The following is a 19,079-nucleotide window of genomic DNA, read 5'->3' as shown; positions in this document are numbered from 1 at the left end:
GAGCCTTATGGATTCTCGGCGGCCAACGCCGCAATCACCGCCTGCCGCTCACCCACCCGCTGCTGAAACGCCGCCAGCGCCGGCCACTTATCCAAATCAATCGCGTGAAACGCCGCCCAGCGCAGCACCACAAACAGGTAGGCATCTGCCACCGAGTACTGCGCACCCAACAGGTAATCCTGGCGCTCCAGCGTCTGCACCAGCACCGTGAAACGCTTGAACAGCGTGGCCTGGAATGCAGCTTTCACCTCGCCCTGGATCGCGCCGTTGAAGAATACGGCCAAGCCGCCATGAATCTCGGTGGCAATGAAGTTCAGCCACTCCTGCAGGCGCACGCGTTCCCAGCTGCCATTAGCCGGCGCCAGGCCTGCGGCGGGTTTCAGGTCGGCCAGGTATTGCAGGATCGCGCTGGCTTCGGTCAGCACCTGGCCGTTGTCCAGTTTCAGCGCCGCGACGTAGCCCTTGGGGTTGATCTGCAGGAAGTCTTCGCCGTCGGCGGTGGTCTTGGCTTGGTTATCCACCAAGACCAGGTCGAACGGCAGCGCCAATTCGCGCAGCACGATATGCGGGGCGAGAGAACAGGCGTGGGGGAAGAAATACAGTTTCATCTGGGGCAGCTCCGTTGAATTTGCGCCAGTCTCGCGGGCGTGGCACCGTGCGTAAAATTAAATGTTCAGACCCCTGCCATAAGGACAGCTACTGCCATGATGAACCTGATGCACTGGCGCTTGCTGGTGGCCGTGGCCGATCACGGCAGCATCACCGCCGCCGCCGAGCGCGTGGGCATGACCCAATCCGCCGCCAGCCAAGCCATGGCCGGTATGGAAGCGACGCTGGGCGCGCAGCTGTTTACCCGCGAACCGCGCAAGACCTTGCCCACCGCCCTGGGCTTGAGTGTGATCGAGCAGGCGCGAGTCATGCTTGGGGCGTTGCAGGCGATTCGTAGCACCGTGGACGAAGCCAGGCCCATGTTGCGTGGGACGATTCGCATCGCCAGTTTCCCCATGGTGCTGGCGACATTTCTGACACCCGCATTGCAGCGTTTTGCGCAGCTCTATCCCGGTATCGACGTCACCAGCTTGGATGTCACTGACAACGAAGTGCTTACCTTGCTCGACACCGGCCTTATCGACTTGGGCGTGGTGCTCAACCCCCCGCCCGAGCGCAATGCGACGGTGTTGGGCCGTGACTTGTGGATGGCCGTACTGCCAGTGGAGCACGCGCTGGCGCAACGCCCCGCCGATGCCACGGTGTCGCTTGAGGAATTGCTTGAGCAGCCTTTCGTGCTGGCTACCGGTGGCTGCACCGCCAATGCCCGCAGCCTGGGCGCCGCCGCCGGGCTGACCCTGCGCGATGTCCGCGTTGAGGTGCGTGAATGGAACAGTGCCTTCAGCCTGGTGCGTGAGGGCGTCGGCGTCACACTGGTGCCGGAAATGGCCTTGCCGTCCCAGCGCAAGGGCCTGCGCGTGATGGCGTTGGATGTGCCGCTGCACCGCGAATTTGCCTTGGTCGGCTCGCCGGATCGCCCACTGTCAGCCGCCGCCCTCGCATTGTTAAAAATGCTGGCTGACTAGTGGCCTTGCATAGCGCCAAGCCCTGTCTATGCTCACCCGGAACCGTTTATGACGCTTGGCATATAAAGCGATTTGGATGGTTATTTCCCCATGACGGTGTGCCAGCAATAGCCAACAAATGAATGGAATGCGCCTTCCAGGCGCCGGGAATCTAGGGTGATCTGACCATGTTCTACCGCCATCACAAATCCGACCTGCAACAAATCGAACGTTTTTCCTGCGCACTCACCGAATCCAACGCCAAACTCGCCGCTATCAGCCGTTCCATGGCCATGATCGAGTTCGACCCCAGTGGCGTGATCCTCGACGCCAACGACAATTTCTGCAAAACCATGGGCTATAGCGTCGAGGAAATACGCGGTAAACCTCACCGCCTCTTTTGCGACGAGCCCTACACCCACACCGATGCCTACGCCAAGCTATGGCGCGACCTGGCGCGGGGCGAGGCCCTCAGTGGCACCTTCATGCGCTTGAACAAGCATGGCCAGGAAGTCTGGCTGGAAGCCAGCTACATGCCGGTGCTGGACAAGGACAATCACGTTCAGAGCGTAATCAAAGTCGCGTCGGACATTACTGCGCGAGTCCATCACGAGCATGAAAACCAGAGCCTGATCGATGCTATTGGCCGTTCCATGGCGGTGATCGAGTTCACCCCGCAGGGCCAGATCATCAACGCCAATGAAAACTTTCTGAAGACCGTGCAGTATTCCTTGGATGAAATCGTCGGCCAGCACCACAGCATGTTCTGCCACCGCAATGAAGTGGAATCGCCGGCCTACAAGGCGTTCTGGGCGTCGCTCAATCGTGGCGAATACCACTCGCACCGCTTCGAGCGCAAAAACAAGTACGGCAAGACCCTGTTCCTGGAAGCCTCCTATAACCCGATCTTCGACACCAATGGCCGCCTGTACAAAGTGGTGAAGTTCGCCAGCGACATCACTGACCAAGTCACCACCCTGCGCACCGCCGCCGACTCGGCCCACGCCACCTCGGTGCAAAACGACGCCTGCGCACGCAAGGGCTCGGAGGTGGTGCAGCAAACCGTACAGATCATCGAAGAAATTTCCCACGATTTGAACCAAGCGGCGCAGAGCATCGATGCGGTGAGTAAACAATCGGACATCATCGGCGCCATCGTGCAGACCATCCGTAGCATTGCCGAGCAGACCAACATGCTCGCGCTCAACGCCGCGATTGAAGCGGCGCGGGCCGGCGAACACGGGCGCGGCTTTGCAGTGGTGGCCGACGAGGTGCGCAGCCTGGCCGCACGGACGAGCCATGCGACGGTGGAAATCGTCGATGTGGTGCGCAAGAACCACGACCTGTCGCTGAGCGCGGTGTCGAGCATGCAATCGAGCTTGAGCCGCACGGGGCTGGGGGTGGAATTGGCGAATGAAGCGGGGCAGGTGATCCTGGAAATTCAGGAAGGGTCACGGCACGTGGTGGATGCGATCGGGCAATTCAATTCGACGCTGCAACTGCAATAAACCCATTGTCAGCTTGATAACCCGATCACGGTGGGAGCTGGCTTGCCTGCGAAAGCATCACCTCGGTACATCAGGAACACCGAGTGATCCGCATCGCAGGCAAGCCAGCTCCCACACAAGGCTGTTTTCACAGTTGATGTGCGGTGCTGTTTAGATCGCAGCCAGGGTTTCTTTCACTGCCTGCACCTGCGGGTCAACGGTTTTGGCCGCTACCTGTTGCTCTTGTTGTTGCTTCAGGCGTTCAGCCACTTGCTTGGAAATCGCGTCCTGCTTTTCCTGGGACATGTTCTGTACGTCCGCCTCGGTCAAACCCTGCTCCTTGAGCAACTGCTCACGGATACGTTCGGCCGGGGTTTTATTCATGTAGTCAGTGAACTCGGAGCGCGCGGAGCTGGCGGTCGAACCGGTTTTTGGTACGTCCGGCGTCGTGGTAGAGGCAGTGACGGCTTCTGTGGTGGTCTGCAACTGCACGCGGGTCTTGGCAAAGGCTTCGTCGATGCGGTCGGCGGCCTTGTCCAGTTCCTTCTGCGCGGCGGGCACGGTCACGCTTTGCTGCGCGGCTTGCAAGGCGCCGCTGTACAGCGCGCTGGCGGCGGCGTTGGCGGGGTCCATGTCGGGCCGCTTGATCTGTTGAACAGTCGAAACGGCTTGGGTGTTGTTGTTAACCAGCATGATCGGTCACCTGGGGGAATGTTCGGTGCCACAGGTGGAGCAAATAGCGTGCCGGGCGTGAAGTGCCCGGTTCTATTGGGGATCGTTTGGCCGCTGCGGCAAGCATTGTCCCGCAGGCGGCCAATCATTGCCGTCAGTGGGCGATGTTTTCCAGCGCCAGGTTCCGCGTACGCGGCCCGAACCAACTGATGGTGATCATCACGATCAACATGCTGCTGGCAATGAACGCCAACACGCCCGGCGTGCCCAGGTGTTCGAGGATAAAGCCGATCAACAAACTGCTGAACACCGTGGACAAGCGGCTGAACGAGTAACAGAACCCTACTGCCCGTGCGCGGATGTTGGTGGGGAACAATTCACTCTGGTACGAGTGATAACTGAAGCTCAGCCAGGCGTTGCAGAACGTGATCATCACCCCACAGATCACCAGCCCCACCGCCGTGGTTTGCAGGGCAAACAGGCTGCCGAAGATCATCGCGCCGAGGGCCGAGCCGACGATCTGCCATTTGTTTTCAAAACGGTTGGCCACCTTCACGAACAGCAGCGGCCCCAGCGGATAGGCGAGGGTGATGATGAAGGCGTAGAGCAAGCTGTGGGTCACGCTCACACCCTGGCCGGACAGCAACGCCGGCAGCCAGTTGCCGAAACCGAAGAAGCCGATGGCCTGGAACACATGGAATACGATCAGCATCAAGGCGCGGCGGCGATACGGTGGTTGCCAGATATCGGCAAAGCGGCCGCTACCCTGCACGCTGACGGCTTCGGGTTCGGGCTCATCCAAGGGTTTGCCATGGTCTTTCTGGCAGCGCGCTTCGAGGTTGTCCATGATCAGACCGGCCTCTTCAAAACGCCCTTTTTGTGCAAGCCAACGCGGCGACTCCGGCAAACGCTTGCGCAATTGCCAGATAAACAGCGCAAACACGGCGCTCGACAACACTACCCAACGCCAACCTGACACGCCGAACGGCGCTTGCGGCACCAGCCACCACGACATCAACGCCACCGCCGGAACCGACAGGAACTGGATAAAGAACGCAAAGGCAAACGCCGAGCTGCGCATACGCTTGGGCACCAGTTCCGAGAGGTAGGCGTCGATGGTCACCAGTTCAATGCCCAGGCCAATGCCGACCAGGAAACGCATGCAGATAATGCCCACGGCTGAGGTCTGGATGCCCATGAATACTGTGGCGACGGTGTACCAGATCAACGCAAAGGTGAAGATCGCCCGCCGTCCGAAGCGGTCGGCGATGGGGCTGAGCAGGCTGGCGCCGAGGAACAGGCCGAGAAAAGTTGCCGAGGCGAATGCAGCCTGGTCCGAGAAGCCGAATACGCCCTCGCTGCCGGTGTGGAAAATTCCGTCACTGATCAGGCCGGGGCTGATGTAGGCGGTCTGGAACAGGTCATACAGCTCGAAAAAACCGCCAATCGACAGTAACGCCACCAGGCGCCAGACGGTGGCGACGGCGGGGAGGCGGTCGATACGTGCGCTGATGTGGGCGGCGCGGATGGGGTCGATGCCGTCGGTGGTAGAGAGTGCGGGCATGGGAAAACTCAATAAGTGATCGGAATCTCAAATGTCTGAAACGCATCATCCTGGGGATGGTAACCCAGCACCCGCATGGTTTCGCTCAGGTCCAGGCGCTTGAAGCGGTTATTGGATATGCCATGGGCGATCAGGTGCTTCACGCCCTCGGCTTCCACCGAACGTTGCAGCAACTGCACGGCATCGCGTGGGCTGAGCCAGGCGCTGAGGTCGCGGGCGTTATTGAGGTCGTGGGTTTCGGGGAGTTCGAAAGCGCCGATGCGCAGGGCAATGGTCGACAGCGGGGTTTTGGCCGCGTAATAGCCGCACAACGCTTCGCCGTAGCATTTGCTCACGCCATACAGATTGGCGGGCATCACCTGCATGCCGGGCGTGATCTGGCGGTCCACCGGGTAGCCTTCGATGGTTTGCGCGCTGCTGGCGAACACCAAACGTTTCACGCCAGCGGCCACGGCGGCTTCGAACAGGTAGGTGGTGGCAAGGATGTTATTGGGCAGAAGTTCTTCGAACGAGGCACTGGCGTGGGGGATGCCCGATAGGTGCACGATCACGTCGATGCCGTCGAGCAGGGCGGCGAGGCTGGTTTTATCGCTGAGGTCGGCGTGAATGAAGCGGTGCGTGCCCAGGTCGAAATCCGGCGCGATGCGGTCGGTGAGGGTGAAGCGGTAACGGTCTTTCGAGGCGTCGAAAAACGTCTTGCCGATTCTGCCGCAGGCGCCGGTGAGCAGTACGTTGAGTCCTTTCACAGTGGCGTCCTTGTTTTTAGTTATGGCCGTCGAGGGCGAAGGTTTTAAAGCCAGGGCGCTGGCTGAGGCGCTGGTAATACGCCTCCACCGCAAGGTAGGGCGGATGTTCCAACGGGGCGTTGCGCCAGCGGTGTACTGAGAGGCCGACAAGGATGTCTGCCAAGGTGAACTCAGCGCCGGTGACGTAGGCGCCGGTCTTGATCAGTTGTTGTTCGAGCAGGCCCATCTTGTCGTTCCAGGCCTGCACGCCGGCTTGGAGGCGCTGTGGGTCCTGGTAGTCCGGGTTCTGGCGCACCAGCGCATGGAACGCGTAGCCCCAGGACGGGTTGAGTTCGGTGGCTTGCCAGTCCATCCATTGCTCGACCCGGGCCCGTGGCGCGGGTTCGGCGGGGAGCAGGTCGTGGCGTTGATAGAGGCTGACCAGGTAACGGCAGATGGTGTTGGATTCCCACAACACGCCGTGGTCATCGATCAACACCGGCACCTGGGCGTTGGGGTTCAGGGCGAGGAAGTCGGCGGATTGGGTGGGCTTGAAGCCGATGCCCCAGTCTTCGCGCTGGTAGTCGATGCCGAGTTCCTGGCAGGTCCAAAGCACTTTGCGCACGTTGATGGAGGACGTGCGGCCCAAGATTTTCAGTGAGTGTCCCATGGTGCTTTCCTAGCGGTGGAGAGCAACCAATCTAGCAGGGTCAGGTACTCTCCCGCACCTGCAACTCAAACCCCATGTCCACCACCGGCTTGGCGATCTTGTTGCCTGCCATGATTGTCAACAAGTGCTCCGCCGCACGCCGCCCAATCGCCTCACGCGGGGTGCTGATGCTGCTCAGGCGCGGCACCATGAAGGACGAGGCTGGCAGGTCGTTGAAACCCAGCACCGCGACGCGCTCCGGCACTTTGATGCCATGGCGCATGGCTTCCAGCAAGGCGCCCTGGGCCAGGTCGTCGTTGCCGAAGAAGATTGCATCCACGTCGGGATGGGCGGCCAGCAGTTGCAGGAAGAGTTCGCCACCCAGGCCGACTGAGGAAGGGCGGGGTGTCAGCAGTTCCAGCGCCGGGTCGTACAAGCCGGCGTGTTGCAGCGCTCGACGGAAACCTTCGCCGCGCAGCAACGTGCGTTGGTCCAGTTGCGCGCCGATATACGCCAGGCGTTTGTACCCACGGGACAACAGATGCGCCGCCGCCGTTTCGCCCGCGCTCAGTTGCGAGAAACCCACGCAGTTCACCCCGGCGTTGGGGTCCAGGTCCATCATGTACACGCACGGCACATTGCTGGCCTCGACCATCCGTCGGGCGCTTTCGGTGCGATCAAATCCGGTGAGCAGCAAACCCCGTGGCTGGTAGGCCATGTAGTTGCGCAGCAGGTTTTCTTCTTCATCGCGGGAATAATGGAAGTTGCCGATCAGCACTTCAAAGCCCTTGGGTCGCAGCACTTGGTGGATGGCTTCGAGGGTTTCGATAAACAGCAGGTTGGACAGCGACGGCACCAACACCACCACCGAATGGCTCTGGGCTGAGGCCAGGGCGCGGGCGGCGGGGTTGACCACGTAGTTCAGTTCGGCGGCGGCCTGCTGCACTTTTTCCACCAGTTCGGTGGCGACGGTGCTGATGCCGCGCAGCGCGCGGGACGCGGTAATCGGGCTGACGCCAGCCAGGCGGGCGACTTCGTTTAGGGTCGGGCGACCCGTGGTGCGCAATTTTTTATCGTTCTTGGAGGTCATCAGGCGGCTTGCCAAACAAAAATCGAGGCACTAAGGTAGCGCTGTCTCCAAAAGGCTGCAAATTCTTGAACAAAGGGTTGCCTGATCCTGTTCAAAGCGTTGGAGCGGATGCACGCGTCACTCCATAAAAAAAGACAAGACGGCGCGGGAAAAGCCTGTTTTTGCACTAGCCTTACAGCGTGCAAAGGTAGCGCTATCTGCGTCCTGAGGTGTTTCATGAGTCAACCTGTTACCGCCCTGGTCATCATGGGTGTTTCCGGCTGTGGCAAGTCCAGCGTCAGCGAGGCCCTGTGCCGCCTGAACGGCGCTACCGCCATTGAAGGCGACAGCTTTCACCCAGCCGCCAACATCGAAAAGATGAGCGCCGGCCACCCCCTCAACGACGACGACCGCGCCGGCTGGCTCGACATCCTCTGCGATGAACTGCGCCGTTCTCTCAAAGCGGGCGAGCATCCTGTGCTCACCTGTTCCGCCCTGAAAAAGAAATACCGCGACCACCTGCGCGAAGCCGCGCCGGGCCTGGGTTTTGTCTTTTTGGAGCTGACCCGCGCCGTGGCCGCCGACCGCGTGTCCCATCGCCCTGGGCATTTCATGCCGGCCAGCCTCATCGACAGCCAGTTTGCCACCCTTGAATCGCCCAAAGGCGAACCGCTGACCCTGGCTCTGAACGCCAGCGAAGACAGCATCGAGGAACTGGCCGAGCAGACCAACGCCTGGTGGCTGCAACACGGCTTTGAACCTACTTATTAATTTTTTGCCGGAAAAGATAGCGCTATCCCCGGCAGGAAATTCAACACCCGCTTTAATAACAACAACAAACAGGAGAGACCCCCCATGTTTGGCATGTCCCACGAGTCTTACCTGCTGCTTGATGCAGTGGTCACTATCATCGGGTTGATCGTTCTGATCACCAAGTTCAAGGTGCATCCGTTCATTGCACTGATCATCGCGGCCGGCTTCCTCGGCCTGACCTCGGGCATGCCCGTGGACAAGATCATCAAGGCGTTCCAGGACGGCTTCGGCGGGGTGCTCGGCTTTGTCGGCATCATCCTCGCGCTGGGCACGATGCTCGGCAAGATGATGGCCGAATCCGGCGGTGCCGATCAGATCGCCCAGACCCTGATCCGCGCCTTCGGCAAAGAGAAGGTCCAGTGGGCCATGATGTTTGCCGCGTTCCTGGTGGGCATCCCGCTGTTCTTCGAGATCGGCTTTGTGCTGCTGATCCCGCTGGTGTTTATCGTCGCGCGCCGCACCGGCGTGTCGCTGATCAAGATCGGTATCCCGCTGCTCGCCGGCCTCTCGGCGGTACACGGGCTGGTGCCACCGCATCCGGGCCCGCTGCTGGCGATCGGCGTGTTTGGCGCGGACATCGGCAAGACCATCCTCTACGGCCTGATCGTCGCACTGCCGACCGCCATCATCGCCGGCCCGATCTTCGGTACGTTCATCGCCAAGTACATCCCGGGCAACCCGTCCCAGGAACTGGTCGATCAACTGGCCCGCGAGTCGGAACACAAGAACCTGCCGAGCTTCAGCATCACCCTGATTACCGTGCTGTTGCCGGTGTTCCTGATGCTGCTCAAAACCTTCGCCGATATCGGCTTGCCGGACGGCCACATCGTGCGTAACTGGATGGACATGATCGGTCACCCGATCTCCGCCCTGTTGCTGGCGTTGCTGCTGTCGCTGTACACCTTTGGCCATCGCCAAGGCATTCACTCCAAGCAGATCCTCAAATTGCTCGACGCCAGCCTGGCGCCGACCGCTGCGATCATCCTGATCATCGGTGCCGGCGGTGGCTTCAAGCAGATGCTGGTGACCAGCGGTGTGGGCGACGTGATTGGCCATATGGCGGTGAACGCGCAGATCAATCCGATCCTGCTGGCGTGGCTGGTGGCGGCGGTGATCCGTGTGGCAACCGGTTCGGCCACGGTGGCGACCATTACTGGTGCGGGCATTGTCGTGCCGGTGGTGGGGATGATTCCGGGGGTTAACCGTGAGCTGCTGGTGTTGGCAACGGGGGCGGGTTCGTTGATCCTGTCTCACGTCAACGATGCGGGGTTCTGGCTGGTGAAGCAGTACTTCAACATGACCGTGGCCGAGACGTTCAAGACGTGGACGGCGATGGAGACGATTCTGTCGATTGTGGCGTTGATCTTCATCATGTTGTTGTCGTTGGTGGTGTAAGCCGCACCACCGTTACCCATGTGGTAACCCGATCAAGTGTGGGAGCTGGCTTGCCTGCGATGCAGACACCTCGGTGTAGCAGATACACCGAGGTGATGCTATCGCAGGCAAGCCAGCTCCCACATTTTTGATCACATTTCTACAGGTGGATTGCGTCAGGCTTTAGTGACCAGTCCATCCGCCCTGAACATCCCGCGAATCCCCCGCACCGCCTGGCGAATCCGGTCCTGGTTCTCGATCAGCGCAAAGCGCACATGGTCATCGCCATACTCGCCAAAACCGATGCCCGGCGAGACACACACCTTGGCCTCCAGCAGCAGTTTTTTGGCAAATTCCAGCGAACCCATGGCGGCATATGCTTCGGGAATCTTCGCCCAGACGTACATCGACGCCTTCGGGTTCTCGACCATCCAGCCCAGCTCATGCAGGCCCTTGACCAGCACATTGCGGCGCTGGCGGTATTGTTCGGCGATGTCTTTCACGCACTGCTGGTCGCCTTCCAGTGCAGCAATAGCGGCGACTTGCAGCGGGGTGAAGGTGCCGTAGTCGTGGTAGCTCTTGATGCGTGCCAGGGCGTTGACGAGTTCCGGGTTGCCCACCATGAAGCCGATGCGCCAGCCGGCCATGTTGTAGCTCTTGGACAAGGTGAAAAACTCCACCGCGATGTCCTTGGCGCCCGGCACTTGCATGATCGACGGGGCTTTCCAGCCGTCGTAGACGATGTCGGCGTAGGCCAGGTCGTGGATCACCAGCACGTCGTACTGCTTGGCCAGCGCGATCACACGTTCGAAGAAGTCCAGTTCCACGCACTGCGCGGTGGGGTTGGACGGAAAGCCGAGGATCATCATCTTCGGCTTGGGGATCGAGCCGCGAATCGCCCGTTCCAGCTCCGCGAAGAAGTCCACGCCAGGCACCAGCGGCACCGAACGCACTTGCGCGCCGGCAATTACCGCACCGTAGATGTGAATCGGGTAGCTGGGGTTGGGCACCAGCACGGTGTCGCCCTGGTCCAGGGTGGCCAGCATCAAGTGTGCCAGGCCTTCCTTGGAACCGATGGTCACGATGGCTTCCGACTCGGGGTCGATGTCCACTTCATAACGGTCCTTGTACCAGCGCGAAATCGCCCGGCGCAGACGCGGAATGCCTTTGGACGTGGAGTAGCCGTGAGTGTCTTCACGCTGGGCAACTTGCACCAGCTTTTCGACAATGTGCGGCGGCGTGGCGCCGTCTGGGTTGCCCATGCTCAAGTCGATGATGTCTTCGCCGCGCCGACGCGCAGCCATCTTCAGCTCGGCAGTGATATTGAAAACATACGGGGGGAGTCGATCTATGCGCGCAAAGCGGCGCGGCGAACCTTGGTCTGCCATTGTTGCCTCGAAGTACGTAAGCGCCCGGAACCGTCCGAGCGACGTCGGCCACTGCGGTGGCCTGCGGGGCAGACAATACGGTCGATGATGGCCCGTTGTCCAGATGCGCAGAAAAATTTTCTACATGGAGTACGACGTGGATATGCCCCTATACTCGATGCGGGTTTGTTCCCTCATAAGAAGGAGACTGTTCGTATGGATCAGCAGACAAAACAACCGTTAGAGCCACGCATGGAAGCCGGTAAAGCCCTGGTGATCGCCGGGGTGCAAGGGCGTTATTCGAAGGCCACCGTGGGGGATATCCCCAAACTGTGGGAGTTGTTCGATACCTGCATCGAGGGCATCAAGAAGCGTGTGGGCGGTGTGACGTATGGCGTTTGCTATAACCCCAAGCATGGCGAATTCGACTACATGGCCGGTGTCGAAGTCCCGACCAAAGCCGATGTGCCAGGCAACTTCGAATGCATCGAAATCCCACCGCTCAACTATGCCGTGTTCCCGCATTACGGGCCGGTGCAGGCGCTTGAGCAAACCTACGAACGCATCATGTTCGAATGGCTGCCGCATTCGGGATACAAGGTGATGGGCGCGGATTTCGAGCGCTACAGCGCGGATTTCCATGCGCGCAAGGGCACCGGGACCGTGGAGATCTGGTTGCCGGTGGGCGAAAGAGGCTGACGCCCTAGGCGATGTCACGTAAACAGGACATTGACGTCTGAAGGTCATGTTTACGTGACATCAATGGGCCCGGTTAAACACCCACCGCAACCTCCGTTCATACCCAATCCGCCCCTTGTACGCCTCTCCGCCATCCACCCACCCAGCCCCCAGATACAGCCTCATCGCCGTCACATTGTGCGCATCCACCGACAACTCCAGTCCCTTGATCTGCGGCCACGCCTGCAATGCCGCTGCGGGCAGCGCTTGCAGGCAGGCTTTGCCAAACCCACGCCCTTGCTGATGCCGATCCACCTGCAACGCATGCAAGGTTGCGCTGTGTGCATCTGCCCAGTGGGGCAGGCAAGGCGGGCGTTTGAGCAGCAGGAAAGCCACGGGCGTTTCGTCGGCGAGCAGGGCGAAGCCTTTGATGGCATCGGGATGGGGATTGACCAGCAGGCTGTTCAGCGCACAGTAGATATCGCCGGAATACGCCAGTTGTTCGGGGTGCACTTGCAGGGTGTCGAGTTGCTGTTTCTGCGCAAGGCTCAGCGTCTCATAAAGGGCGAGGCGGGTTTCCATCGGGGGCGTATCCGAAATCCTACAAAGAGGCGTCGATTCTAGCGGGTTTGCCGGGAGCGAAATTATTTTTAAGCGGCTTGTCGATTTGCCGGTTGGCCATTCGACTAAGGGTGTCTTCCGTGATGTTTTCTACCCCAAGGAGTATCGCCATGAGCACTGCCATCAACACCCTGATCGAACAATGGAAACAAGCGGTCACCGCCAAGGATGTCGAGAAGATTGTCAGCTATTACGCCGACGATATCGTCGCGTTCGACGCCGTTGGCGCCCTGCAGTTCAAGGGCAAAGCTGCGTACCAGGCGCATTGGCAGGCCTGCATGGAATTCTGCCCTGGCCCCGGCGTTTTCGACTTTCATGAGCTGCATATCGTTGCCGGAGCAGACAGCGCCTTTGCCCATTGGCTGGCCCACTGCGGCGGCACCGGGCCGGACGGCGTGCTCAAGACGTGCTGGATGCGCGTCAGCGCCGGTTATCAACGCATCGATGGCCAATGGAAAGTGGTGCATGAGCACTGGTCCGCGCCGTTCGACATGGAAACCGGCGCCGGTCTGTTCGACCTGAAACCTTGACCTGCGCGATCTATAGTCAGTAGTCCGAAAACGGAGAAGCCCATGAAATACCTCTGCCTGATCTACAGCAACGAACAGGTGCTGCACACCTCGCCGGATAGCCCGGCAGACCCGGAGTGCTTCGCCTACGCGCAGTCCGTTCAGGCCAGCGGTCGCATGCTGGCTGCCGAGCCGCTGCAGTCGGTGAGCACCGCCACCACCGTGCGTATGCGCAATGGCAAGTTGTCGATCACCGACGGGCCGTTTGCCGAGACCAAGGAGCAGCTCGCCGGTTTCTACCTGATCAAGGCCCGTGACTTGAATGAAGCGGTCCAGGTGGCCGGTGGTATTCCGGCCGCTCGGGTCGGCAGTGTGGAAGTGCGCCCCGTGCGTGAATTGAATCTCTGAATACAACAACCCTAAGACTCAAGAGGTTTACACCATGTCTACGCAACCTGCCGAGTTTGAATTGTCCATCCGCCGTGTGATCGATGCACCGCCCAGCCGCGTGTTCCGTGCCTGGACCGAGCCCGCCTTGCTCCAGCAATGGTGGGGGCCTCACGGCATGACTACCCCCGAGTGCGAAATGAACCTGTGGGTCGGTGGTTTGTTTCGCACCTTGATGCGGGCGCCGGACGGTGCCGAGTACCCGACGCAAGGTGTGTTTCTGGAAATTGATGCGCCCAATCGGCTGGTGTTTACCGACGCCTTCATGCCCGGCTGGATACCCTCGGGCAAGCCGTTCATGAGCGCCGAAGTCACCTTCGAAGAGGTCGACGGCAAGACGCTTTACACCGCCCGCGCCATGCACTGGAGTGCCGAAGACAAGCAGGCCCACGAAGCCATGGGCTTTCATGATGGCTGGGGCCAGAGCCTGGATCGGCTGGTCACCCTGGTGACCGAGGGCATGCCCGATTGACCCAGCCGGTCGAGGCCATTTATCGCCGCGAATCACGTCGAGTCCTCGCGACGCTGATTCGCTTGCTGGGCGATTTCGACCTGGCCGAAGAAGCCCTGCACGAAGCGTTTTTTGTGGCGGTGCAGCGTTGGCCGCAGGAAGGTGTGCCGGACAATCCACGCGCCTGGCTGGTGTCGACCGGGCGCTTCAAGGCCATCGATCGTTTGCGCCGCCAGGCGCGGTTCACCCCGTTGTTGCAGGAGCAGGCCGATGCGCTGGAAGCGGCTGACTGGAGCGATGAAGACGTGGAAGACGATCGCCTACGGCTGATTTTCACCTGCTGCCACCCGGCACTGGCGGCCGACGCCCAGGCGGCGCTGACCTTGCGCGAGATCTGTGACCTCACCACCGAAGAAATCGCCCGGGCGTTCCTGGCCACGCCGGCCACCATCGCCCAGCGCATCGTGCGGGCCAAGGGCAAGATCCGCGAGGCGAAGATCCCGTATCAAGTGCCATCCCGAGACGAATTGCCCGAGCGGCTGGACAGCGTGTTACGGGTGATTTACCTGGTGTTCAACGAGGGATATTCGGCGTCCATGGGGGCCGATATGACCCGCGAGGATTTGACCCGTGAGGCCATTCGCCTGGGGCGTTTGTTGACGGAGCTGCTGCCCGAACCGGAAGTCATGGGCCTGCTGGCGTTGATGCTGCTGCACGAATCCCGTCGCCCGGCACGCACCACGGCCAGTGGGGAGTTGGTGTTGTTGGATGAACAGGACCGCTCGCTGTGGGATGTGTCCATGATCGGCGAAGGCTGCGCACTGGTGGAGCATGCACTTGGCACACGGCGCTTTGGTCCGTATTGCCTGCAAGCCGCGATTGCGGCTGTACACGCCGAAGCGTCCAGTGCGGGTGAAACCGACTGGCCGCAGATCGTCGGGCTTTACGATGTGTTGCTCAGGATGATGCCGTCAGCGGTGATCGAACTGAACCGTGCCGTGGCGCTGGCCATGCGCGATGGCCCCTTGGCGGGATTGCAGCAGGTAGAAGGGATTCTGGCGCGTGGCGAGTTGCTGGATTATCACCTGGCGCACTCGGCACGCGGGGAGTTTTACCGGCAGTTGGGCCGTGTCGAAGAGGCGCGAGTCGCCTACGAACGGGCGCTGGCCTTGGCCCAACAAGCACCCGAACGCAGGTTTATCGAAAAGCGTTTGGCTGGACTCTGAATCAAGGCTGCTGACGCGTTGCCGCCAATACGATTTCGCGAATGCACACATGCTGCGGCTGCTGGTAGGCATAGGCAATCGCCGAGGCCACGTCATCGGCGCTGAGTACGGTGCCGCCCATGTCCTGTTTCCACGCCTGATAGCCGGTCTTGATCGCCTCATCGGTGGTGTGGCTGAGCAATTCGGTTTCCACTGCACCTGGGGCAATGGTAATGACGCGCACGTTGCTCGGCGACAATTCTTCGCGCAGGTTTTCCGAAATCCCGTGTACTGCGAACTTGGTGCCGACATACGCCACATGATTCGGGAAGGTCTTGCGCCCGGCCACCGAGCTGACATTGATGATGGTGCCGCCTCGGCGCGCAACCATGCTGCCGGCCACGGCGTGGATGCCGTTGAGCAGGCCTTTTACGTTCACATCCAGCATCTGTTCCCACTGCGCCGGGTCTTGCTCGCTGACTGCGCCCAGCAGCATTACGCCGGCATTGTTGATCAGCGCATCGGCTGGGCCGAACTGGGCTTCGGCTTCTTGCACGGCGGCGACCAGGGCCGCGCGGTCGGTGATGTCGACGCCACGGTTCAAGGTGTTTGGCAGGCCCAGATCGTTGAGGCGATCAATGCGACGCGCCAGCAACAACAGCGGGTGGCCGGCGGCCGACAACAGGCGGGCGGTGGCTTCGCCGATACCGGAACTGGCGCCGGTGATGATGATCAATGGCTTGCTCATGCATGAACTCCTGGAATAAGAAAAACCGACAACTGAATCGTGGTCGCAGTATATTTACCGTCGCAAAGGCTGAAAAATGCCTTATTTCTCTGTCAGCCATCGGATTCAGCTATGGATGTTCGTCACTTCAAGGCATTTCTCGCGGTTTTTGAAGAGCGCAATATCACTGCGGCGGCCCAGCGTTTGTTCATCAGCCAGCCGACCTTGTCGGTAACCATCAAACAACTGGAAGACGAACTGGGCGTGGCGTTGTTTGTGCGTCAGCCACGGGGAGTGGAGGTGAGTGCCGAGGCGCGTGTGCTGTACCCCCAGGCGCGACGCATGGTGGCTGAAGCCGATGCGTTGAGCCGCCTGTTTCGCGGACGCGAAAATCGCATCGCCCTGGAACTGGGGGTGGAAGGCGATATTGCCGACAGCCAGATCGAAACCTTCCTGCGCATGGCGCACCAAGGCCTGCCGGGTTTGCTGCTGACCTTGCAGGAAGGCTGCGAAGGCGAAGGGCGCCTGGCCGTGGAGGAAATGTGCTGCGAGGACGAGTTGTTTCTGCCGCTTTGGGAAGAGTCGTACGTGATGGCGTTGCCTGCCGCGCATCCCATGGCGCAGCCGGGCAAGGAACAGGCCTGGACGCCGATTGAAGACTGGATCACCTGCCCGCAGCACGATTCCCATCAACGCTTGATGGCCTTGTATGGTCGCTCGCCGCAAGCGGTGGCCGGGCATGCCGGTTCGCTGACCCAGGCGTTGCATATGGTCGCGGCGGGTGTGGGCGTGGCGATGTTGCCGCAGTCGCTGGCGGCGGAGCGGGCCGGTGTGGTGATTCGGGAGTGGCATTTGCCGGCCCCCACGCGTCGGGTGGGCTTGTGTTTCGCTGCGCAAGCCTTGGAGTCGCCCGCATTACGTGCGCTGCACGAGTATTTCCAGACCCACTGCCCGCCGCAATTGTCGGCCGCATAAGCCTGTAGGGTTATTCGAGCATCTGGCTCAACATCCAGCTTCCCGCCGGCCCTGGTGGATGTTGGCGCGACCACAGTGCATCCACCGCCACCGAGCGTGGCCAACCCCGGACGTTGAGTTCAACCAGCCCGGCATTACCAAACCGCTCCACCAACCAGCGCGGCAACTCCGCCCAGCCGAAGCCGAGTTGAGCCATCTCCATCAGCATCAGAAAACTCGGCGCCGACCATACACGGCCCGATGGGCGCGTTTCGTTGGGGCTGATGATGCTCCCCAGGCGCAGTTCACGGTGTTGCTGCAAGGCTTGCGGGTCGATGTTTTGGACGCGGGTCAACGCGTGGGTGGGGGCGACGAACAGCGCGATTTCCGTGCGTTCGGCCACAGGCGAGCGCGTCAGGTCGGGCGGGTAAACCTCCTGGGCTTCGATCAAGGCAATCTGTGCGCGGCCGCTCTGCACCAGGGCGATCAAGTCTTCGCACTCGGCGATCAGCCATTCCAGTTCAAGGTCCGGGTAGCGTTGTTCGAACGCTTTGAGGGCGAGCTCAAAGCGTTCTGACTGGTAGGTGTCTGACATGGCGATCGTCACCTTCGGCTCCAACCCCTGGGCCAACTGGCTCGCTGCTAACTCCAGACGGCTGCTGGCCTCCAGCACCTGCTCGGCGCGCTGCAGTAGCACCTGCCCGGCGGGGGTCAGTGTCGGCTTGCGGCTGCTGCGGTCGAACAGCACTACATCCAGGTCAATCTCCAGGCTCGCCACCGCCGCGCTGACGGTGGACTGGCTCTTGCCCAGCTTGCGCGCTGCGGCAGAAAAGGAGCCTTGGGTCGCGGCCTGGACAAACGCTTGCAACACTTCGTGGGAGGCCATGACTATCGCCTTGATCGATGGTTATTAGTTATGAAGTATCGATTCAAAGGGTAATCATGGCAACCATCGTCACTCACGGAGAAGGGTCATGCACCCCACCAAGTCGATTACTGAACGTGTTTGCCAAGCCCTGGGTTTTGAAGGCCTGGCGTTGTTGATCTGTACACCACTGCTGGTCTGGATCACCGGCCGGCCGGCGCTGGAAATGGGCGCGGTGACCTTGGGTCTGAGCCTGCTGGCGCTGACCTGGAACATCATTTTCAACAGTCTGTTCGACCGCCTCAAGGTGCGCCTGCAACTCTCGGGCGGCGGTTGGACGCGGGTGTTGCATGCACTGATGTTCGAAGGCGGACTGATTATCGTGGCAGTGCCTTTGATCGCGGCGTGGCTGAACATCAGCCTGATGCAGGCGTTTATGCTCGACATCGGTGTACTGCTGTTTTTCCTGCCGTACACCTATGTCTATCACTGGGGCTATGACGTACTGCGCGAGAAGTTTCTACAGAAACATGCCGCCCGACGCCTCGATGCGCTGCCCCGTGATCCAGTTGCTGCCGTCGGCCAGCAGGACGGCGATGGCACCGCCAATATCGTCCGGTAAGCCTGCCCGGCCCAGGGCTGTGTTGTTGGCGACCATCGTATTGAGCGCCGCATTGTCGCGCACGGCGCCGCCGCCGAAGTCGGTTTCGATGGCGCCGGGCGCGAGGATGTTCACGGTGATCCCACGGCCGCCCAACTCCTTGGCCTGATAGCGGGTCAGCACTTCCATCGCACCTTTCATCGACGCATACGCCGCATACCCCGGCAGGCTGAATCGCGCCAGACCGCTGGAAATATTGATGATGCGCCCGCCATCGCTGATCAGTGGCAGCAGTTTTTGCGTGAGGAAAAACGGCGCCTTGAAGTGAATCGCCACCAGTTGGTCGAACTGCGCTTCGGTGGTCTCGGCAAAGCTGGCGTGGGCGCCGATGCCGGCGTTGTTGATCAGAAAGTTGAAGTGATCCTGTGCAAATACATCCTTGAGCAAGCGGCCGACTTCACCGACAAAGCCATCGAAGCTGCCACTCTGGCTCACATCCAGTTGCAACATGGCGGCGCGGCCACCCAGTGCTTGAACCTGTTCGACCACCGCTTGGGCTTCAGCCGCCGCGCTGTGGTAAGTGCCGATGATGTCAACGCCCTGTGCCGCCAGGTGCAACGCGGCGTTTTTACCCAGGCCACGGCTGGCGCCGGTGATGAGTGCGATTTTACGGGTCATGGTGCAGTCCTCTCAGGTGATCAGTGGCAGCGAGTGTATTTATTCGCCCCTAACGTGATAAACAGCGCTA

Annotated in this window: 22 protein-coding genes and 1 pseudogene; 12 read left to right on the top strand and 11 right to left on the bottom strand. The window is 60.7% G+C overall.

Going from position 1 to position 19,079, the window contains the following annotated elements:
• Nucleotides 1-5: 5 nt before the first annotated feature.
• Nucleotides 6-608: a glutathione transferase GstA gene (gene gstA, locus WH299_RS00935; protein WP_311893425.1), complete on the bottom strand. Its 603-nt coding sequence runs from the start codon at nt 606-608 to the stop codon at nt 6-8.
• A 96-nt stretch (nt 609-704) separates the two neighbouring features.
• Here gstA and WH299_RS00930 point away from each other — a divergent pair, with 96 nt between their 5' ends.
• The 3 genes and pseudogenes from WH299_RS00930 to WH299_RS29575 all read left to right on the top strand — a co-directional run bounded on the left by WH299_RS00930 (nt 705) and on the right by WH299_RS29575 (nt 3,061).
• Nucleotides 705-1,574 carry a LysR family transcriptional regulator gene (locus WH299_RS00930; RefSeq protein WP_068932363.1) on the top strand — a complete coding sequence of 290 codons (870 nt, stop codon included), beginning with the start codon at nt 705-707 and terminating at the stop codon, nt 1,572-1,574.
• A 167-nt stretch (nt 1,575-1,741) separates the two neighbouring features.
• Nucleotides 1,742-2,518, top strand: a pseudogene (locus WH299_RS29580) (PAS domain-containing protein); the annotation flags it as partial.
• Entirely contained in the window at nt 2,492-3,061 is a 570-nt protein-coding gene (locus WH299_RS29575) for a methyl-accepting chemotaxis protein (protein ID WP_372514816.1), read from the top strand. The pseudogene WH299_RS29580 and the gene WH299_RS29575, both read left to right, overlap by 27 nt.
• Before the next feature lie 150 nt (nt 3,062-3,211).
• Here the strand turns inward: WH299_RS29575 and WH299_RS00920 are convergent, their stop codons facing one another.
• From WH299_RS00920 to WH299_RS00900, 5 genes are all read right to left on the bottom strand, one after another.
• Entirely contained in the window at nt 3,212-3,733 is a 522-nt protein-coding gene (locus WH299_RS00920) for a hypothetical protein (protein WP_126570663.1), read from the bottom strand.
• Between the two features lie 133 nt (nt 3,734-3,866).
• A complete protein-coding gene (locus WH299_RS00915) occupies nt 3,867-5,276 on the bottom strand; it encodes an MFS transporter (protein ID WP_339549397.1) in 1,410 nt (469 codons plus the stop codon).
• 8 nt (nt 5,277-5,284) lie between these two features.
• Nucleotides 5,285-6,022, bottom strand: a complete 738-nt coding sequence (locus tag WH299_RS00910; RefSeq protein ID WP_339549396.1) for an NAD-dependent epimerase/dehydratase family protein — start codon at nt 6,020-6,022, stop codon at nt 5,285-5,287.
• A gap of 16 nt (nt 6,023-6,038) precedes the next feature.
• A complete protein-coding gene (locus WH299_RS00905) occupies nt 6,039-6,671 on the bottom strand; it encodes a glutathione S-transferase family protein (protein ID WP_122728477.1) in 633 nt (210 codons plus the stop codon).
• Between the two features lie 40 nt (nt 6,672-6,711).
• Nucleotides 6,712-7,743, bottom strand: coding sequence for a LacI family DNA-binding transcriptional regulator (locus WH299_RS00900; protein ID WP_028617669.1), 1,032 nt, complete (start codon nt 7,741-7,743; stop codon nt 6,712-6,714).
• Nucleotides 7,744-7,956: 213 nt separating this feature from the next.
• Between WH299_RS00900 and WH299_RS00895 the strand changes: the two genes are divergently transcribed.
• Together WH299_RS00895 and WH299_RS00890 are read left to right on the top strand one after the other, a co-directional pair.
• Nucleotides 7,957-8,490 carry a gluconokinase gene (locus tag WH299_RS00895; protein WP_122728473.1) on the top strand — a complete coding sequence of 178 codons (534 nt, stop codon included), beginning with the start codon at nt 7,957-7,959 and terminating at the stop codon, nt 8,488-8,490.
• An 84-nt stretch (nt 8,491-8,574) separates the two neighbouring features.
• Complete coding sequence (locus WH299_RS00890; protein ID WP_068932357.1) at nt 8,575-9,927, top strand: GntP family permease; 1,353 nt, start codon at nt 8,575-8,577, stop codon at nt 9,925-9,927.
• A gap of 155 nt (nt 9,928-10,082) precedes the next feature.
• On the opposite strand, the gene alaC is transcribed toward WH299_RS00890, so the two are convergent.
• Nucleotides 10,083-11,294, bottom strand: a complete 1,212-nt coding sequence (gene alaC / locus WH299_RS00885) for an alanine transaminase (protein WP_122728471.1) — start codon at nt 11,292-11,294, stop codon at nt 10,083-10,085.
• Nucleotides 11,295-11,489: 195 nt separating this feature from the next.
• Between alaC and WH299_RS00880 the strand changes: the two genes are divergently transcribed.
• The gene (locus tag WH299_RS00880; RefSeq protein ID WP_126570660.1) at nt 11,490-11,972 is read left to right on the top strand and encodes a GyrI-like domain-containing protein; all 483 of its coding nucleotides are present in this window, start codon (nt 11,490-11,492) and stop codon (nt 11,970-11,972) included.
• 60 nt (nt 11,973-12,032) lie between these two features.
• Here WH299_RS00880 and WH299_RS00875 read toward each other — a convergent pair whose 3' ends face one another.
• Nucleotides 12,033-12,533, bottom strand: coding sequence for a GNAT family N-acetyltransferase (locus tag WH299_RS00875; protein WP_126570659.1), 501 nt, complete (start codon nt 12,531-12,533; stop codon nt 12,033-12,035).
• A gap of 149 nt (nt 12,534-12,682) precedes the next feature.
• On the opposite strand from WH299_RS00875, the gene WH299_RS00870 reads away from it, so the two are divergent.
• The 4 genes from WH299_RS00870 to WH299_RS00855 are packed head-to-tail and all read left to right on the top strand — an operon-like array spanning nt 12,683 to nt 15,205.
• Nucleotides 12,683-13,102, top strand: a complete 420-nt coding sequence (locus WH299_RS00870) for a YybH family protein (protein WP_122728464.1) — start codon at nt 12,683-12,685, stop codon at nt 13,100-13,102.
• Nucleotides 13,103-13,144: 42 nt separating this feature from the next.
• Nucleotides 13,145-13,489: a YciI family protein gene (locus WH299_RS00865; RefSeq protein ID WP_122728462.1), complete on the top strand. Its 345-nt coding sequence runs from the start codon at nt 13,145-13,147 to the stop codon at nt 13,487-13,489.
• Between the two features lie 34 nt (nt 13,490-13,523).
• Entirely contained in the window at nt 13,524-14,000 is a 477-nt protein-coding gene (locus WH299_RS00860) for an SRPBCC family protein (protein WP_122728459.1), read from the top strand.
• Nucleotides 13,997-15,205 (top strand): RNA polymerase sigma factor, encoded by a 1,209-nt coding sequence (locus WH299_RS00855; protein ID WP_123474631.1) that lies wholly within the window; start codon nt 13,997-13,999, stop codon nt 15,203-15,205. The genes WH299_RS00860 and WH299_RS00855 overlap by 4 nt, the downstream gene beginning before the upstream one ends.
• A 1-nt stretch (nt 15,206) precedes the next feature.
• Here the strand turns inward: WH299_RS00855 and WH299_RS00850 are convergent, their stop codons facing one another.
• Nucleotides 15,207-15,932, bottom strand: a complete 726-nt coding sequence (locus WH299_RS00850) for an SDR family oxidoreductase (protein WP_123474630.1) — start codon at nt 15,930-15,932, stop codon at nt 15,207-15,209.
• A gap of 111 nt (nt 15,933-16,043) precedes the next feature.
• Here WH299_RS00850 and WH299_RS00845 point away from each other — a divergent pair, with 111 nt between their 5' ends.
• Nucleotides 16,044-16,886: a LysR family transcriptional regulator gene (locus WH299_RS00845; protein WP_339549395.1), complete on the top strand. Its 843-nt coding sequence runs from the start codon at nt 16,044-16,046 to the stop codon at nt 16,884-16,886.
• A gap of 10 nt (nt 16,887-16,896) precedes the next feature.
• On the opposite strand, the gene WH299_RS00840 is transcribed toward WH299_RS00845, so the two are convergent.
• Nucleotides 16,897-17,751 (bottom strand): LysR family transcriptional regulator, encoded by an 855-nt coding sequence (locus WH299_RS00840; protein WP_028617658.1) that lies wholly within the window; start codon nt 17,749-17,751, stop codon nt 16,897-16,899.
• 88 nt (nt 17,752-17,839) lie between these two features.
• Between WH299_RS00840 and WH299_RS00835 the strand changes: the two genes are divergently transcribed.
• Nucleotides 17,840-18,352 carry a multidrug/biocide efflux PACE transporter gene (locus WH299_RS00835; protein ID WP_323624833.1) on the top strand — a complete coding sequence of 171 codons (513 nt, stop codon included), beginning with the start codon at nt 17,840-17,842 and terminating at the stop codon, nt 18,350-18,352.
• On the opposite strand, the gene WH299_RS00830 is transcribed toward WH299_RS00835, so the two are convergent.
• A complete protein-coding gene (locus WH299_RS00830; RefSeq protein WP_323624834.1) occupies nt 18,251-19,009 on the bottom strand; it encodes an SDR family NAD(P)-dependent oxidoreductase in 759 nt (252 codons plus the stop codon). The two genes, WH299_RS00835 and WH299_RS00830, sit on opposite strands and share 102 nt — an antisense overlap.
• Nucleotides 19,010-19,079 lie beyond the last annotated feature (70 nt).

It is taken from the genome of Pseudomonas sp. MYb541, from assembly GCF_037479595.1.
In the GTDB taxonomy this organism is placed as follows: domain Bacteria; phylum Pseudomonadota; class Gammaproteobacteria; order Pseudomonadales; family Pseudomonadaceae; genus Aquipseudomonas; species Aquipseudomonas canadensis.
The sequence above is the reverse complement of the archived record's forward strand: the minus strand, read 5'-3'. Positions and strand labels throughout refer to the sequence as shown.